Genomic DNA, 17,383 nt, shown 5'->3' with positions numbered 1-17,383 from the left:
TCCGGGATAAAGCTTGATAAAATAAAAAAAAGTTTTGAAAAGTTTGTAGCAACATAAAAATACCACCGTTTAAGCACGATGGTATTATATATTTGGGGTATAGGCTGCAAGCAACAACCAGCGCCACAACCCTCTATAGCATTTTTAACAAAGCCTCTTTCCCAGGCATTCCAACCGTAATGCCCACATTCTCCGCCTCATACGTAATGGATTCCAAAGGGGCCTCTATTAATTGCTCGATAGTACGCACTCCAACTGCCCGCCCTGCAATGATTTTACGGTCCTTTAGCTTGGCATTCAATAAGCCGACATCAAGCGCACCGCACATGATATAACCTTTATCACTAGTCACCGCCAAAAAATTGGTCTTTGGCAATCGTACCGTAATTGCTGTAAACGTATGGCCTTCGATTGTAATTGGTGTCATTTCAATCATAGATAATTGTCACGCTCCCTTCCCATATCAATTTATGGTGTGTGCATGGAAAGGGTGTGAAAAATAGGTCAATTATTAGAAAATGAATGTGCTAACACATCTCGAAGCAGTTCTGGCAGAAAAAACTTCTTTTCTTTTGCACGGATGATGCTTGGATACATTCTACCAAAAGTGAACATATCAATGGTACCGATTGTTACATGGTCTGTTGCATTCAGTCGCTTAGCCCCTATATATATATCAGTCACCTGAACGCTTCCGTCTTTTATGACCTCTGTGTCGAATCTAACGCCACTAAACGCCATACGCCCCATTACCTCACCACGGAACCCAAGGCCTTTCACCCTCAAGTTTACCATATCAGGGTGCAGAGCCTGCTGGACAACTTCCCTTAACTCCTCGCCTGTCAGCGTCACTCTGCAAGGGTTAATTGGGTGAGGACATATACGGTGAAGCATACCAAAGGTTACTTCCCCTTTAGCTAGTCCATCAAGCAATACACCGGCATTGACCATTCCGATATCTGCCTGACACCATTCTCTTAACTTCTCAGCAAGGAAATCTGGAAATATAGAAGGCGCGAACCATTCTACCGGTAGCGATTCTTCAATACTTCCTACTATTTTATTCAAATGCTTTTCCGCTACTGCTTCCATGTCTTTTATGCATTCTGTTAATTGCTGATCTGGCTCATAGAGTTCCAACTTAAAAAGCTTTGCAGTGGATTGAATAAGTGATTTTGAATCTTTATCGTAGGCAATGTCGACCTGACCTATGTATTGCCCATATTTACCTGCTCCACATATTAACGTATTTCCAATTCGTCTCCCTTCAGGCAAAACATGATGAGTATGTCCACCAAGGATGACATCAATATCAGGGAACCTCCTTGCCATCTCCTCATCATCAGAAATACCAAGATGGGAAAGCACCACAATAATATTTGCCTTTTCTTTTAATACAGGAAGGTGTTTTTCCAAAATATTAAAAGGATCATCTATTTTCCAGCCAAGCAGCGAATAGAAATGCTGGTAGAAAACAGTTACTCCGATAAATGCAACCTTAACATTCCCCATGCTTTTCACATCATAAGGTTTTACCCAATCCGGATAATCTCCATTTTCTTCAAATAGATTGGCAGCCAAAACGGGAAATTCCGCATCCTCATATAGCTTTGATAACCCTTGATAGTCCAAAGTTATTCCTTCATTATTACCAAACGTGGCATAGTCATAGTGAAGCATGTTTAATAGTTTCGTGTTAGCCTTTCCACTTGTAGCCTCGGTAATTGGGTGAAAACGGTCCATATTATCACCAATGTCGACAAGAGCCGATGGCTGTGTGGACGCCTGTTCTTTTAAAAAAGTCGCAAGCTTTGGATAGGCATCAAAATGACTATGGATATCGTTTGTATGTAAAATTCTAATTTGCTGCACACCGATTCTCTCCTCTAAAATAAATCTAGTTGCCTTGGTGCCAATCCTGTATACTCGACACCTAATAGGTCAATCATTTGTTTGGCATTTCCAGCTGCATGGCCTCCAGAATTATTGTTGAATAACAAATAAATGTTCCTAGATGAAGGAGCTAACCTCTCGAGATTTCCTTTCCATTCCATTAGTTCGTTAAGGTTATAATCATACAGGTAACGGACCTCTCTCCAGTCCTTCCCTGCTGCAGGTTTCGTCCAGCCATGAACATTCCTCCCATGGAGACGAATAAGGGTATTATCTGGATCTGTGGGATGCAGGACGGTCGGAATTGACCCTCTTCCCGCTTGCGGTTCATCACAGATACTATGAATCCACCCCTCTTCTTCCATAAACTTCAGCGTTCTGTCATGGTAGGCAGGCTGAAACCATGTCTGATTGCGGAACTCAAGCGCTACCTTCGTGTCTCCCATCTGCTCTTTACACCATCTCAAATAATCGACATTTTCCTTCTTGCATTCAAACCATGGTGGAAATTGAAAAAGAACCATCGCCATCTTTCTGGCCTTTTCATAGGGTTCAATAGATTGCTTAAAAGCATTAAACATTAGTTCTTTCGTGTCAAAAGGAATCTCTCCACGCTGATGCCCTGTCATTCCTTGGTAAGCCTTTACAATGAACTTAAAGGTTTCCGGTGTATCCGCCACCCATTTTTCCACGTTCTGCTTTGGCTGCACGGCATAAAAGGAAGCATCCACTTCAACAACAGGAAAATGAGCTCCATATTCTTGCAGTTTGTCTCTCGGCGCTGTGCCAGCAACATATAATGAATCGTGATCTCCCCAGCCTGTCACACCAACATAAATCATCCGTTTCACCTCATTTTTTTCATTTTATCATATATTGAGGGAATTTCTCATGTTTATAGTGCAGAATATGGGAGTAATTGGTATGATAATCGTATCATTTATCTTTTACGGAGGTCCTATGAAAAACAAAATTGTTGTTTTCGACTTGCTATTCTACTTGGCTTTACCTTATTTAATATGGAAATTTGGACAAGAACCACTAGGGGACTATTATGCGATATTACTTTCCACTGCGCCGGGGTTTATCTACACAATTGTTCGTTTCGCCGTAGAGAGGCAGTTCAATGTGACAGGGATGTTTATTATGGCTTCTTTGTTTGTCAGCACGCTTGTTGATATCCTTTCAGGAGATGCCTTTACCATGCTGCAGAACTCTGTTTATGTGTCTGCTGGATTCGGATTATTCCTCCTAGGAACTATGCTTGTAAAAAAACCGTTAGCTCTTTATTTTGGTGTAGATATCTCTTATCTTCAGGGCCACAAGCGTAAAGACAGCTTAAGACTTTACCGTCAAAAAACGATCCTGCCCGCTTTTTACATCCTAACAGGAATATTTGCCTTGCGGGGATTCGTTGCTGCCGGCTTGAAATACTATCTGATTGGTGTTTACGGTGTTCAAGGGTATGATAGAATCTTGTTTTTCATGAAGGTGAACGGCTGGGTGTTTGGTGTGTTAATTGCTGCTGGGTTTATATATTCTAGCTTGAAGGTTAATGAGTATTTGGAAAAGCAGAAAGAAGATAAGACACCGGATTCTGATGATACGGAATTGGTAAGGTGATTGAGTGTTTGATAGTTGAGGCATTCCCATTTTAGGGGGATGCTTTTTATTTTCAATAATTATTTATTGTTTTTCAATAAATTTTATGCTAAATTCAATACAAAGATTGATTGTGAGGTGTTGTTTATGATTCGCGAACCATTGGAATTTGGCTCAGCATTAAAAAAGAAGGAATGGTTCATGGTTGGCGCGTTCATGCAACTTGTTCGTTTTGGTTGGCAACAAGCATTATCCTGTGTGTTTCCTGTCGTCATATTTGCTTCTCTAGCCTTAACCCAAGTGATTCCTCTACCATTCCTGCCAAGGTATGATTGGCTTCTGGTTATCTGCATTCTGATGCAATGGTGGATGCTTAGGTCTGGACTTGAAACACGCGATGAATTAAAAGTCATTACCTTGTTTCACCTTATCGGGCTGGCACTTGAGATCTTCAAGGTGCATATGGGGTCTTGGTCTTATCCAGAGGAAGGCTATTCCAAGATTTTTGGAGTGCCATTATACAGCGGGTTTATGTATGCCAGCGTGGCAAGTTATCTTTGTCAGGCATGGAGAAGGTTGAATGTTGATCTCATTGACTGGCCGCCTTTTTGGGCCGTTGTATCGCTCGCAGCAGCCATTTATCTAAATTTCTTCACCCATCATTATTGGATTGATATTCGTTGGTGGTTATCTGCTTTAGTTATTATTCTGTTTTGGAAGTCTTGGGTCAACTATGAGGTTGGCGGAATTCAATATCGTATGCCAATCGCACTTTCCTTTGTGCTCATCGGTTTTTTTATTTGGGTCGCAGAAAATATCGCAACATTTTTCGGGGCTTGGGAATATCCGAATCAAACAGAGGCCTGGAGCCTTGTCCACTTAGGCAAGGTCAGTTCCTGGCTATTGCTAGTGATTGTCAGCTTTCTTATTGTGGCGACGTTGAAGCGGGTGAAGGGGAATGGCTCTATCAAGCCAAATAACAAAATAGCTATCCATAAATAAAAAACCTTGGCATGCAAGCACGCCAAGGTTTTTTTTATGACTATATGTTACCCAATAGAACCTTCCATCTCGAACTTGATCAGACGGTTCATTTCTACTGCGTATTCCATTGGTAGTTCTTTTGTGAATGGCTCGATGAAGCCCATTACGATCATTTCTGTTGCTTCTTCTTCAGATAGACCACGGCTCATTAGATAGAACAGTTGCTCTTCGGATACTTTGGATACCTTTGCTTCGTGCTCAAGAGAAACGTTGTCGTTGAACACTTCGTTGTAAGGAATTGTATCAGAAGTTGACTGGTTATCCATGATTAACGTGTCACACTCGATGTTGGAGCGTGCGCCGGATGCTTTTTTACCAAAGTGTACGATTCCACGGTATGTTACTTTACCACCTTGCTTGGAGATGGATTTAGAAACGATAGTAGAAGACGTGTTTGGTGCAAGGTGAATCATTTTCGCACCTGCATCCTGGTGCTGCCCTTTACCAGCTAACGCGATGGATAGAGTCATACCACGAGCGCCTTCTCCTTTAAGGATGACCGCTGGGTATTTCATTGTTAACTTGGAACCGATGTTACCATCAATCCATTCCATTGTCGCATTTTCTTCACACACTGCACGCTTCGTTACTAGGTTGTATACGTTGTTCGCCCAGTTTTGAATCGTTGTGTAACGGCAGTATGCATCTTTTTTGATGATGATTTCTACTACCGCACTGTGAAGAGAGTTTGTTGTATAAACAGGTGCTGTACAGCCTTCTACATAGTGTACGTGTGCGCCTTCGTCTACGATGATAAGCGTACGTTCGAATTGACCCATGTTCTCAGAGTTGATTCGGAAGTATGCTTGAAGTGGAGTTTCCACTTTAACACCTTTAGGAACGTAAATGAAAGATCCACCAGACCATACTGCAGAGTTCAATGCAGAGAACTTGTTGTCTGTTGGCGGAATTACTTTCGCCCAGTGCTCACGGAAGATGTCTTCATTTTCTTTTAACGCTGTGTCTGTGTCTTTAAACACTACACCAAGATCTTCTAAGTCTTCTTGCATGTTGTGGTATACAACCTCAGATTCGTACTGAGCAGATACACCTGCAAGATATTTTTGTTCTGCTTCAGGGATACCTAATTTGTCAAACGTCTGCTTGATCTCTTCAGGTACTTCATCCCAAGAACGCTCAGACTTCTCAGATGGTTTTACGTAATACGTAATTTCATCAAAGTTCAAGCTGTTTAAATCGCCGCCCCATTGTGGCATTGGCATGTTATAGAAATGTTCTAATGATTTAAGACGGAAATCCAGCATCCATTGAGGCTCTTCCTTCATACGAGAGATTTCTTCAACGATCTCTTTCGTAAGACCACGGCCGGAACGGAAAATGGAAACGTCTTTGTCCTTAAAACCATACTTGTAATCGCCGATTTCAGGCATTTTTTTCGCCATTTTTATTCCCTCCATTCAAGAGGTGAGCAACAGTGCAGCATTGTTTTGCCGCACTATCACTCCCTATCTTGCCTTGCTTATTCCGATTTGACTCCCTTTTCCATGGCTTTCCATGCAAGAGTGGCACATTTGATACGTGCCGGGAACTTCGCCACACCTTGAAGTGCTTCGAGGTCCCCTAAGTCCATCGCTTCGTCGTCATACTCTTTGCCTAACATAATATCATAAAAAATCTGGGATAGCTCTAAAGCTTTTTCCACTTCTAACCCTTTTACTGCTTGGGTCATCATGGATGCAGATGCCATGGAAATGGAGCATCCTTCGCCGTCAAACTTTGCATCCTTCACTTTTCCATCTTCTACTTGAAGTGTCAAGTGGATGCGGTCACCGCATGTAGGGTTATTCATGTCGACAGTGATGCTGTCAGACTCAATCGACCCTTTGTTACGCGGATTTTTATAATGATCCATAATCACTTGACGATAGAGAGTATCTAAATTGTTAAAAGACATTACTAAAGTACTCCTTTGTTTTCACTAATGATGCTACTAGCTTATCAATTTCTTCCTCTGTGTTGTACAGGTAAAAACTAGCACGTGCAGTCGAAGAAACGTTTAGATACTTCATTAATGGCTGTGCACAGTGATGTCCTGCACGAACAGCAATACCTTCAGCATCCAGCACTGTAGCTACATCATGTGGATGTACGTCTTCTATATTGAATGTAACAAGTCCCGCTCTTTTTTGCGGACCGTAAATCGTGATTCCTTCAATCTCGGACATGCGGTTCATCGCATAATCTGCAAGCTTATGTTCATGGGCAAGGATATTGTCCATTCCCACCTGCTCCAGGAAGTCAATTGCTGCGCCAAGTCCGATGGCACCCGCAATAATCGGGGTACCTCCTTCAAACTTCCAAGGCAGCTCCTTCCAAGTGGATTCCTGCAGTCCGACAAAGTCGATCATTTCCCCACCGAACTCAATTGGTTCCATGTTCTCAAGCAGATGCTTTTTCCCGTAAAGGGCACCAATTCCCGTTGGAGCACCCATTTTATGACCAGACAGTGCGAAGAAGTCGCAGTCTAAATCTTGTACGTCCACTTTCATGTGTGGAGTACTCTGAGCACCGTCAACCACCATGATTGCACCATTGCGGTGGGCAATCTCAGCAATCTCTTTAATCGGGTTGATGGTTCCTAATACGTTGGAAACCTGCATCACAGAAACTATTTTCGTGTTTTCCGTGATGGTAGCTTCCACATCTGTCAAGGACAGGCTTCCGTCTTCGGTTAAAGGGATATATTTTAAAGTAGCGCCAGTGGCTTTTGCCGCCTGTTGCCATGGAATGATATTACTATGATGCTCCATGTAGGTGATAACTATTTCGTCGCCTTCCTTCAGGTTGGCGCGTGCATAGCTGCCAGCTACAAGGTTCAGAGCGGTCGTTGTTCCACGAGTAAAGACTATTTCTTCTCTGTGGGCTGCGTTGATAAAGTTCTTCACCTTATCACGTGCACCTTCGTAACCGTCTGTCGCTCTCGTACCTAAAGTATGAACTCCTCGATGAACATTGGAGTTATACCCTTTATAGTACTTCTCCAACGCCTCAATGACCGCGAGCGGCTTTTGAGATGTAGCAGCACTATCCAGATACACAAGCGGATTTCCATTGACCTCTTGATGCAAAATCGGAAACTGCTGACGTATCTCCTGGATATTCATTACTTCACTTTCCTTTCAATTACATCAATCAACTGGTTCTTAACCTTTTCGATTGGCAATTGATTTACTACAGGTGCCAAGAATCCGTGGATTACTAAGCGCTCCGCTTCTTTCTTGGAAATTCCGCGGCTCATCAGGTAGTAAAGCTGAAGTGGATCGATGCGGCCCGCTGATGCTGCGTGTCCTGCTGTTACATCATCTTCGTCGATTAGAAGAATCGGGTTAGCGTCCCCACGAGCTTTTTCACTAAGCATTAACACGCGAGATTCCTGCTCGGCATTAGACTTAGAAGCACCGTGCTCAATTTTACCGATACCGTTAAATACAGAGCTTGCGCTGTCTTTCATAACGCCATGCTTAAGAATTTGACCGTCAGAGTTTTTGCCAAAATGTACAACCTTCGTTGTAAAGTTTTGCTTTTGCTCTCCACGTCCAACCACTACTGTTTTTGTATCTCCAACAGAGCCGTCACCCATTAGGTTTGTTACGTTCTCAGAAATCGTGTCGCCATCATTCATAAGGCCAAGCGCCCACTCAAGTGTTGCGTCACGTCCAACTACTCCGCGACGGTTAACATAAGTTGTTACACCTTTTCCAAGGTTGTCTACAGCACCGTATTGCACTTTAGAGTTGCCGTTAGCGATAACCTCTGTCACGATATTGAAGATAGATCCTTCTCCATCATTGTTAGAAAGATAGTTCTCTACATAAGTAACCGCACTGTTGTCTTCTGCCACAATTAATACGTGGTTGAACACAGCTTCTGCTTGGTCTTGAAGGTAGATCGCTTGAATCGGTTCTTCAATAACAACATTTTTCGGTACATAAAGGAATGCTCCGCCGTTCATTAATGCAGCGTGTAAAGCCGAAAGCTTATGCTCATCAACTTTAACACCGTCTTGCATAAAGTACTTTTTCACAAGGTCACTGTGCTCTTTTGCAGCAGTGATGATATCTGTGAAGATAACGCCTTGTGCTTTTAATTCTTCTTTAAGTGTAGATACCACTGATGTGTTATCCACTTGAACATATATATTTTCTCCATCTACTAACGCCTTTACCTCTTCAGGCAATTGATCCAAAGAAGTAATGGAAGTTTCTACAGTGTGCTTTTGGAAGTTTGTAAAATTCCAGTTTGTAATCTTCGTCTTATCAGGCTTAGGTAATGGCAGCTCTTCTGCCAAGGAATAAGCTTGTAAGCGAAGATCTAACAGCCACTGAGGCTCCCCTGACTCTTTGGAGTAGTTAGTGAGGTAGTCTTGATCAAACGGTAATTTCGTCTCTAACGTCATGATAATCCTCCTTGCTTACGCTTCTTGACCGACTGTTTCGTCTTCGATACCTAGTTCTTGCTTAATCCAATCGTAACCTTCTGCCTCTAGACGTTGCGCTAATTCCTTGCCACCAGACTTCACAATGCGCCCTTGCATCATAACGTGAACGTGGTCAGGAGTGATGTAGTTCAATAAACGTTGGTAGTGAGTGATGATAAGGCAACCGAAGTCGTCTCCGCGCATTTCGTTGATTCCTTTAGAAACAACTTTCAATGCATCGATATCAAGACCAGAATCAATCTCATCAAGGATTGCGATCTTAGGCTCGATCATCATTAATTGAAGAATCTCGTTACGCTTCTTTTCCCCACCAGAGAACCCTTCGTTTAGGTAACGCTGTGCCATTGCTTGATCCATTTCTAAGAAATCCATGTTTTTATCCATTTTACGGATGAATTTCATTAGGGAAATCTCATCGCCCTCTTCACGGCGAGCGTTGATAGCAGAACGCAAGAAGTCCGCGTTTGTTACACCACTGATCTCACTTGGGTATTGCATTGCAAGGAATAAGCCAACTTGCGCGCGCTCATCCACTTCCATTTCAAGAACATCTTTACCATCAAATGTAATGCTTCCGCTTGTTACTTCATATTTAGGGTGACCCATGATTGCAGAAGAAAGCGTTGACTTTCCTGTTCCGTTAGGACCCATGATTGCGTGAATCTCTCCGCCTTTTACTTCAAGATTTACACCCTTTAAAATCTCTTTATCATTAATGGATACATGTAAATCTTTAATCGTTAACGTTGAACCCATAACTGTAACCTCCAATGTTCTTGTGTTCCTATATGAAAACACATTCTTGTTTTAATTCTCATTTTATTCTCATTACAATCTTATAACAAATAGAAAGTGATAGCAACCTTTTCCGCCTTGTGTAAGATACCCTCAAATTATAACGAATATGAGGGGGGAAAGTCGAATTTTCGGGAGGATTTTTTTATTTGTTTAACTCCCTGTTAATTTTCGTTCCTGTGATTCGCTTTCCACGGGCGATGCTTGGTCCTCCTCACAACGCTTCAGGGTCTCAACCTGCCTCTACCTCCCGCCGGAGTCTCATAACTTGCACTACAATTAACCGGGGATATTTAAAAAACAAAAAAGGGTCTGCATTATTCTCATTTTGTTAGAGAATAACACGAACCCTTTTCTTCTATAATTATATGGTCAACCTGACAGTTTGCTGCTGAGCAGGTTTTATGGGTGGAAATTACGGTCTACTTCTTCGACAATCTCCAAGCTTTTTTGGTAATCCTTTTCTCGCTTTTGTTCAACTTCTATGAGTTTCGAGAGCTTATTTGAGTACTCCTCATAACCAAAACCGTAAGCTTGATACATTGCCTTCTCCATTTCACCTGTGTACTTCACATGTACCTGATGGATAATAAACCATTCCCTTCCTATTTATAAGTGTTTATTTTTCGTACCAGTTTTACTGATACCCTCAAAGTATTTGTAATAAACACTTTATTAATCATAACAGGGGTGGTTAATTTATCCAAATGAGGTATGAGGCGATTACTGGGGATATTGAGGGGTGTAGCGGAGTTAGGAAAGATGGTTGATGGGAAGCTTACTATTTCTCTGAAATGCTGGGGCGTTCTGGTTGTCCTGATGTTCTAAGGCGTTAAGTTGAATAGGATTTGATTCTATTGGACTGTTCAACCTAATATCGAGGGCCTTCGGAAATAGAGAGCGCTTCTATTTGACAGTTCAACCGGTTTTCGTGGGCATTCGGGCGTATAGAGCGCTTCTATTAGACAGTTCAACCGGTTTTCGTAGGCATTCGGGCGTATAGAGCGCTTCTATTAGTCACTTCACCAGTATTCAAAAGAGCTTCGGGCGTATAGAAACAGTCTATGAGAAAATTCATAGGTTTTTCAATAGCCTCCAGGCTAATAGGATCCTGTAAATGGAAAAAGCCCAACCCCAAAAGGTCAGACTCTCCAAAATCAATGCTTCAACTCATTAAAATCACTTATACAAGACTGCACCAATGTCACGGATTGACTCATTGCCGCGCCGCCTCCGAATGCTGCTGTTACGCCGCACACTTCCAAGATCTCCTGCTCTGTTGCACCTTGATCTAAGCAACCTTTTGTGTGATAAACAATGCAATATTCATCTTGGGAATACACACTGACACCAAGTGCAATCAATTGCTTTTGCTTTTTATCGAGTACGCCCTCTTTAAAACAAGCTTCTGTAAACTCGTTATAGTGGTGTGCAAGTTCAGGCATCTTTTCTGTGAAAACTCCTAATCCCGCTTTATAATCATGAAGTGCTGCTTCTGCATAGTTTTTCGGCTCATAATGTTGTTCCATTGAAGACAACTCCCATCCTTATTTTTCACAAAGTTAGTATTTGTTTAGGGGGGAGGTTAGTATTCAAGTATTACAAAAAAAATAACCCCGCACCACAAATATCGTACGGAGTCATTCATGAAAGCCTTATTGTTCGTCAGATGCCTTTGCCGGTAGCACGGATCCTTTGTATTCTTTTTCAATGAATGCTTTAATTTCATCAGATTGAAGTACTTCAACTAATGCTTTGATTTGTTCATTATCTTTATCTTCCTCACGAACAACGATAAGGTTTACGTAAGGATTGTTTTCACCTGATTCTAAAGCGATTGCTTCTTTTTCTGGATCGATGTCAGCGCCAAGTGCATAGTTACCGTTAATCAGTACTGCATCTCCGTCGCCATTCAAATATGCTTGCGGTAGGAAAGCCGCTTCGAATTGAGTGTTGAACTCAAGATTCTTCGGGTTCTCATCGATATCATCAACAGATGCAGATGTAATTTCTACACCCTCTTTTAACGTAATAAGCCCTTTTTCTTCAAGCATTGCAAGGATACGGCCATGGTCGGCAACAGAGTTACTCATTAAGATTTCTGCACCTTCAGGAAGTTCTTCCAAGCTGTCATATTCTTGTGAGTAAACACCGATTGGTTCAATGTGAACGCCGCCTGCACTTACAAATTTGTAATCATTTTCTGCGATTTGACTTTTCAAGTATGGCTCATGCTGGAAGAAGTTTGCGTCAATGTCTTTATCACGTAAAGCTTGGTTCGGAATGATGTAATCCGTATATGTTTGAATATCTAATTCAATGCCTTGTTCCTCTAAAATTGGCTTTGCTTCTTCAAGGATTTCTGCATGAGGAACATTTGATGCACCTATCACTAGCTTGCCTTCCTCAATACCTTTTTCACCGCCGCCACATGCAGCAAGCACTAGTACTAACAATGATACAACAGCTAAACTTAATACTCTTTTCATAATATTCGTCCCCTCTTTCTTAGCGTTTGTCTAGTTTATTTGTTATTAGATCTCCAATAAATTGGATGATAAATACAATGATTAGGATGATGACAGTACATACTAGTGTTACTTCCCAGTTATTACGCTGGAACCCATCTAAGAATGCGAGGTTACCCAATCCACCTGCACCGATGATTCCTGCCATTGCTGTGTAACTTACAATGGCAATGGCTGTTACTGTTATACCGGAAACCAATGCTGGCATCGATTCCGGAAGGAGTACTTTCCAGATGATTTCTGAAGTTTTGGCGCCCATTGATCGTGCTGCTTCAATGACACCTTTATCAATTTCACGTAATGCGATTTCCACCATTCGTGCATAAAAAGGTGCTGCTCCTATGATTAGAGCCGGCAATGCTGCGTTCGCACCGATAATGGTATCCATAATGAACCTTGTAAAAGGGATAAGTAGAAAGATTAAAATGACAAATGGTATGGAACGGAAAATATTTACGAACGCTGCAACTAATCCATTAACGAATCGACTTTCCCATATGTTTCCTTTTGCTGTTAAAAACAATAATAGTCCTAAAACAATTCCTAATATAAACGTAGCGACAACCGATATACTGCTCATATAAAGAGTTTCTAAGGTTGCTTCCCACATCTTATCCCAATTAACTCTCTCAAGCATGTGTCATCACCTCCAACTCCACTTGCTGCTCACGGATAAAACTCAATGCCTCTTGTACTTGCGTTTCTTCCCCATCTAGGTGTACAAAAAGCGTGCCATATGCTCCATTTTGAGTTTGTGAGATTTTCCCTTGAAGAATGTTCACATCAATTGGGAATCTACGAATCAAATTCGTAATTAAAGGTTGTTCTGCCGAAGTTCCTACAAATGTTAATTGAATTACTTTTCCTTGTGGATATTCCGCTAACAAGTGTTCTACGGTTTCTTGCGTGTCTTCTGGTTCTGTCACCTGTTTGACAAAGCGTTTCGTGATAGGTTGCTCAGGCTTACGGAATACATTTAGAACATCTCCCTTTTCCACAACCTTTCCATTTTCCATTACCGCAACTCGATGACAGATTTTACGGATAACGTGCATTTCATGTGTAATCAGAACGATAGTCAGAGAAAGTCGTTTATTGATATCGACTAAGAGGTCCAGGATAGAATCTGTTGTCTGCGGATCCAAAGCTGAAGTCGCTTCATCACATAAAAGCACTTTCGGGTTATTCGCAAGCGCTCTGGCAATTCCGACACGTTGCTTTTGACCTCCGCTTAGTTGAGACGGGTAAGAGTCTCCTCTTCCCTCTAAGCCTACAAGCTTGATAAGTTCTTCAACTCGTTTGTTCCGCTCTGACCTGCTTACTCCTGCAATCTCAAGTGGAAACGCGATATTTTCCTTTACCGTCCTTGACCATAATAAATTGAAGTGCTGAAAGATCATACTTATCTCCTGGCGTGCTTCTCTCAGTTCCTTGCCCTTTACTTTGGCAAGATTTCTTCCTGCAACATCCACCACTCCATCCGTTGGAGTTTCGAGTCCATTTAGCATACGAATCAGTGTACTTTTCCCAGCTCCACTGTATCCGATAACTCCGAAAATCTCCCCTTGGTTAATGGATAAATCTATATTATCAACAGCTGTTACTAATCCATTTTTCGTTTTAAAAACTTTTTTTACACCTTGAAGTGAAATCATGCTCGCACCTACCTTCTTACAATTCCTTGTTTTAGCTTTCCCAATAAAGATTAATCAAACGTTTGTTTACTCTTTGAAAATAAAAAATCCTTTCTGCAAAGATGAGCAGAAAGGATTTAATGAGAAAAGTCCTTTCTCTCATCTATCAAAGCAAATTGCTTTGTGTGAATTGGCACCAATTTCAACAATTCCTTGTTGACGGTTGCCGGGTTTCATCGGGCACGTCCCTCCACCTCTCTCGATAAGAGATAAACATATATAATTAAAATTAAGTATTTGGGCAATTCGAATTAACGAGTGTAATCGTATCACGGTGATAAATAGCCTGTCAATTAAAAACTTTCTTCCTACCTTTAAAAAATTTTTAAAGCTTTCTCTTTTATACTAAAATCTGTGGTGCTATTCTGAACAATTTCTCCGTCACACTGCATGACCATGGATGAATTCTGGCTTATTTTAATGGACGCACCTCTAAGCATTGTGACTTTTCGGTGTTTAATATGTTTTCCTTTAAAAGCAAGTGGAAACACAAATAATAACTCCCATCTTCCGATACCAGAAACCACACAAACATCCAATGCCCCATCATTTCCACTGGCATCAGGGCAAATCATAATCCCCCCACCATAATATGGGAGATTGGCAACCGCTATCAACCAAACATCCTCAAACTTTTTTACCCTTCCATCTACTTCCACTGTAACATCAGATGGTTGATAGGTGAAAAGAACTCTGAAAATATTCAGCACATATGACAAACCGCCTAAGCCTAATTTATTCATGAAGCGTTTGGATCTTGAGCGGTTGGTTACTTCTGCCACCTTACCGTCAAACCCTAGCCCTGCAATCGATATATAATACTCTTTACCTACTTTTGGTACATCTATTAGATGATGAGTTCCCTTTAATATACGAGCCAAAGCCCCTACCACATCAAAAGGGACTCCAAGGCTTCTTGCCAAGTCATTTCCAGAACCGGCAGGAACAATCCCTAGAGCCACTTTACTGTAAACCAATTTATTAACCGCTTCATGAATGGTACCGTCCCCACCAACTACGATGACAGCTTTGACCAAATTCTCTTCTACATTTTCTAATAATTCACTGGCATGACCTGCATACTGAGTAAAAGAGACTTGATAAGGTACACTATTCTCCTGTAAGAGCTTTTCTGTTTCTCTCCACATTCGCAGTCCTTTTCCGTTACCAGCCATCTCGTTGACAATAATATAATACACTACCCCTACACCGCCTATAATTTCTCTCTATCTATATACACTAATTCGTTATAGGCGAGTACAATTCCTTTAAGATACTTCTTTTCTTTCTGAACGATTTACAAGAGTAAACAGGGAATCCATCAGCAAGAAATGTCTAAAGGAGCCTTTAAATGCTAGACCTTTCACATCTCTCATTTTCGTTCCATTTAGAAGCTCCATTATATCGTCTGCAGAACCCTCAATTACAACATCAGCCACTGTTGCACCATGTTCCACTTGTACGTTATTTTTACTTAATGAAAAAAACGACCGCTCCCCTTGGGCCACTAAACAGCAGCGCAGACTGTAGTAAGGCAAAATCTCCATTACATGCGACTTACTTTTGGCTTTAAGAAGAAACATTTCTAGGTTCTCTATTACCATTACAAACCAGCCCCCTTTTCTATTAATTTCCCTGCCTGTCAGCCTAATCCCTGCAATAAAAAAAGAACAATTACCGCGTATTTTTCGATAACTGTTCCTCATTTCCCGAGAAATATGTCAGACTATGATGTCTTTACCATAGCCTTTTGGTAGGTTGCCGTCGTTTTTTCCCTAAACATTAAATAAAAGAAAATAGAACTTGTCAGATAAAGCACAGCCGTGATGGAGAAAACAATCGAATATCCCCAATATTCTCCATATAAAAGAACGATGGTCATAGAAACCGGACCCATGCTTGCCCATCCGAGTGAAAAGACCATTTGATTTATGGAGTTCGCAAAACCCTTCAAAGAGTTATCTACCTTCTCCATCATCATTGAAGAAATAATTGGATTTGCCGCATTCATCAATGCCTGCCTAAATAAAAACCCAAGAGCTGCAAGCCAAAAAATTTGAGTGAATGCGGTTATTAACATGAACGGTAAGGAAAGAAGCTGTAAAATAACAACCGCTCTCATCTCACCTACTCTCCTGACAACCGCTGGTCCGATAATCATCGCAACGGCAGTCACCGCCTGACCTAGTGATAGAACAATTCCAATGGTAGAATTGGAGGTCCCAAAACGATCTGCAAAATACATGTTTAAATAAGGAATGACCAGTCCAGATCCAAACCCTATCAAAATGGATGCAAAAGAAAAAGCAAAAATGAGCTTCCATTGTCCTTTTGGGATAGATGATTGGAAGTTTTTAAAAGTAAATGCTTTGGTCTCTTTTTCCCGTTGTACTTCCGTGGTTTTCCACAAAGGAATGATTCCCAACATGAATATGAAACTTCCTAGTAAAAGCGTTAGTCTAATACTCCAAACTGGGGTAAGTCCTACAACATGTAAAAGTAAATCCGTTAATGATCCTCCCAAAAGATTCCCGACAACGTTTGCTCCCATCATAACCGCAAAGTGATAGCTAAAAAGCTTAACCCTCTGTTCTTTTGTTGAGCTTTCTGCAAGCCATGGTACTGCTGTGACTTGAATGAAGGCCATAGCTATTCCTGCAATAAAAGCACTGATCATTAGCAGTGATTCTAATTCGAATATACTTCTTAAGAACATAAAGATCCCACTAAAAAACACACCAAAAAGCATCATTTTCTTGCGGCCAATGCGATCACTTAGTATCCCCGCTGGAATTAAGATGATAGCTGCTGCTAATGATGAAGCTGCGATGACATTCCCGTTTACCGTCTCCGCAAACCCAAGTTCTCTTATATAAAAGTTATAAACAATCATAAAAATCCCAAGCCCTATTTGAGTAAGGATATTAACAATAAATAACTTCTGGATAGTATGATCATACCGCATAAATGACTGAAACCAGTTTGCATTCTTCAACATAAATATACCCCTCGTTTGTTTGTTGAATAAATATTTCGTCTCCCTAAACAAACTTACTCCTTTTTCAGAAAAATGGCAATAGGTGTTTTTGTAGAATTATAAAAATATTTGCAATTACATTGTTGATTGGAGTGGAAGGAGCAAGGATGCCCGTGGGAGGAAGGGAAAGTGGAGACTCCTCAACGAAGTGGGCCACTGAAAGAATATCACCAAGGGCTTCATTTTGGCGATGAGGACCTCGCTCGTCTTTTTTCCTTGTCACCGAGGTCTTCATACGGGCGATGAGGACATCGCTCCTTCTGATTTCTCGTCACTGAGGTCTTCATACCGGCGATGAGGACCTCACTCCTTCTGATTTCTCGTCACTGAG

18 protein-coding genes and 1 riboswitch are annotated in these 17,383 nt (G+C 41.3%); of the genes, 2 read left to right on the top strand and 16 right to left on the bottom strand.

Annotated elements, in window-relative coordinates:
• Nucleotides 1-133: 133 nt before the first annotated feature.
• The 3 genes from FZC76_RS15835 to FZC76_RS15825 form a co-directional block, all read right to left on the bottom strand.
• Nucleotides 134-436, bottom strand: a complete 303-nt coding sequence (locus tag FZC76_RS15835; protein ID WP_088019418.1) for a YunC family protein — start codon at nt 434-436, stop codon at nt 134-136.
• A 68-nt stretch (nt 437-504) separates the two neighbouring features.
• Nucleotides 505-1,872, bottom strand: coding sequence for a bifunctional metallophosphatase/5'-nucleotidase (locus tag FZC76_RS15830; protein ID WP_148989144.1), 1,368 nt, complete (start codon nt 1,870-1,872; stop codon nt 505-507).
• A 14-nt stretch (nt 1,873-1,886) separates the two neighbouring features.
• Nucleotides 1,887-2,735: a DUF72 domain-containing protein gene (locus FZC76_RS15825; protein WP_148989143.1), complete on the bottom strand. Its 849-nt coding sequence runs from the start codon at nt 2,733-2,735 to the stop codon at nt 1,887-1,889.
• Between the two features lie 82 nt (nt 2,736-2,817).
• Here FZC76_RS15825 and FZC76_RS15820 point away from each other — a divergent pair, with 82 nt between their 5' ends.
• On the top strand, nt 2,818-3,516 hold the full coding sequence (locus tag FZC76_RS15820) for a VC0807 family protein (RefSeq protein ID WP_262372657.1): 699 nt from the start codon (nt 2,818-2,820) through the stop codon (nt 3,514-3,516).
• Between the two features lie 180 nt (nt 3,517-3,696).
• Nucleotides 3,697-4,497 (top strand): DUF817 domain-containing protein, encoded by an 801-nt coding sequence (locus FZC76_RS15815; protein WP_148989337.1) that lies wholly within the window; start codon nt 3,697-3,699, stop codon nt 4,495-4,497.
• 47 nt (nt 4,498-4,544) lie between these two features.
• Here the strand turns inward: FZC76_RS15815 and sufB are convergent, their stop codons facing one another.
• The 13 genes from sufB to FZC76_RS15755 form a co-directional block, all read right to left on the bottom strand.
• Nucleotides 4,545-5,942 (bottom strand): Fe-S cluster assembly protein SufB, encoded by a 1,398-nt coding sequence (sufB, locus tag FZC76_RS15810; RefSeq protein WP_060665469.1) that lies wholly within the window; start codon nt 5,940-5,942, stop codon nt 4,545-4,547.
• 77 nt (nt 5,943-6,019) lie between these two features.
• The gene (sufU, locus tag FZC76_RS15805) at nt 6,020-6,454 is read right to left on the bottom strand and encodes a Fe-S cluster assembly sulfur transfer protein SufU (RefSeq protein ID WP_148989142.1); all 435 of its coding nucleotides are present in this window, start codon (nt 6,452-6,454) and stop codon (nt 6,020-6,022) included.
• Entirely contained in the window at nt 6,444-7,664 is a 1,221-nt protein-coding gene (locus FZC76_RS15800) for a cysteine desulfurase (protein WP_148989141.1), read from the bottom strand. Before FZC76_RS15800 ends, sufU begins: the two co-directional genes overlap by 11 nt.
• Entirely contained in the window at nt 7,664-8,956 is a 1,293-nt protein-coding gene (gene sufD / locus FZC76_RS15795; protein WP_148989140.1) for a Fe-S cluster assembly protein SufD, read from the bottom strand. Before sufD ends, FZC76_RS15800 begins: the two co-directional genes overlap by 1 nt.
• 15 nt (nt 8,957-8,971) lie before the next feature.
• Nucleotides 8,972-9,754: a Fe-S cluster assembly ATPase SufC gene (sufC, locus tag FZC76_RS15790; RefSeq protein WP_060665465.1), complete on the bottom strand. Its 783-nt coding sequence runs from the start codon at nt 9,752-9,754 to the stop codon at nt 8,972-8,974.
• A gap of 441 nt (nt 9,755-10,195) precedes the next feature.
• The gene (locus tag FZC76_RS23140; protein ID WP_187442097.1) at nt 10,196-10,336 is read right to left on the bottom strand and encodes a hypothetical protein; all 141 of its coding nucleotides are present in this window, start codon (nt 10,334-10,336) and stop codon (nt 10,196-10,198) included.
• A 614-nt stretch (nt 10,337-10,950) separates the two neighbouring features.
• Nucleotides 10,951-11,322 carry a carboxymuconolactone decarboxylase family protein gene (locus tag FZC76_RS15785; protein ID WP_060665463.1) on the bottom strand — a complete coding sequence of 124 codons (372 nt, stop codon included), beginning with the start codon at nt 11,320-11,322 and terminating at the stop codon, nt 10,951-10,953.
• Nucleotides 11,323-11,448: 126 nt separating this feature from the next.
• Nucleotides 11,449-12,282, bottom strand: coding sequence for a MetQ/NlpA family ABC transporter substrate-binding protein (locus FZC76_RS15780; RefSeq protein ID WP_148989139.1), 834 nt, complete (start codon nt 12,280-12,282; stop codon nt 11,449-11,451).
• A gap of 19 nt (nt 12,283-12,301) precedes the next feature.
• A complete protein-coding gene (locus FZC76_RS15775; protein WP_148989138.1) occupies nt 12,302-12,958 on the bottom strand; it encodes a methionine ABC transporter permease in 657 nt (218 codons plus the stop codon).
• Nucleotides 12,951-13,976 carry a methionine ABC transporter ATP-binding protein gene (locus FZC76_RS15770; protein ID WP_148989137.1) on the bottom strand — a complete coding sequence of 342 codons (1,026 nt, stop codon included), beginning with the start codon at nt 13,974-13,976 and terminating at the stop codon, nt 12,951-12,953. The genes FZC76_RS15775 and FZC76_RS15770 overlap by 8 nt, the downstream gene beginning before the upstream one ends.
• A 135-nt stretch (nt 13,977-14,111) precedes the next feature.
• Nucleotides 14,112-14,224: riboswitch (SAM riboswitch) on the bottom strand.
• A 105-nt stretch (nt 14,225-14,329) separates the two neighbouring features.
• Entirely contained in the window at nt 14,330-15,214 is an 885-nt protein-coding gene (locus tag FZC76_RS15765) for a diacylglycerol/lipid kinase family protein (protein ID WP_148989136.1), read from the bottom strand.
• Nucleotides 15,215-15,283: 69 nt separating this feature from the next.
• Nucleotides 15,284-15,619 (bottom strand): hypothetical protein, encoded by a 336-nt coding sequence (locus FZC76_RS15760; RefSeq protein ID WP_148989135.1) that lies wholly within the window; start codon nt 15,617-15,619, stop codon nt 15,284-15,286.
• Nucleotides 15,620-15,741: 122 nt separating this feature from the next.
• The gene (locus tag FZC76_RS15755) at nt 15,742-17,013 is read right to left on the bottom strand and encodes an MFS transporter (protein ID WP_148989134.1); all 1,272 of its coding nucleotides are present in this window, start codon (nt 17,011-17,013) and stop codon (nt 15,742-15,744) included.
• Between the last annotated feature and the right edge of the window lie 370 nt (nt 17,014-17,383).

The sequence above is a fragment of the Sutcliffiella horikoshii genome, from assembly GCF_008180725.1.
In the GTDB taxonomy this organism is placed as follows: domain Bacteria; phylum Bacillota; class Bacilli; order Bacillales; family Bacillaceae_I; genus Sutcliffiella_A; species Sutcliffiella_A horikoshii_B.
This window is presented reverse-complemented; position numbering and strand designations above follow the sequence as displayed.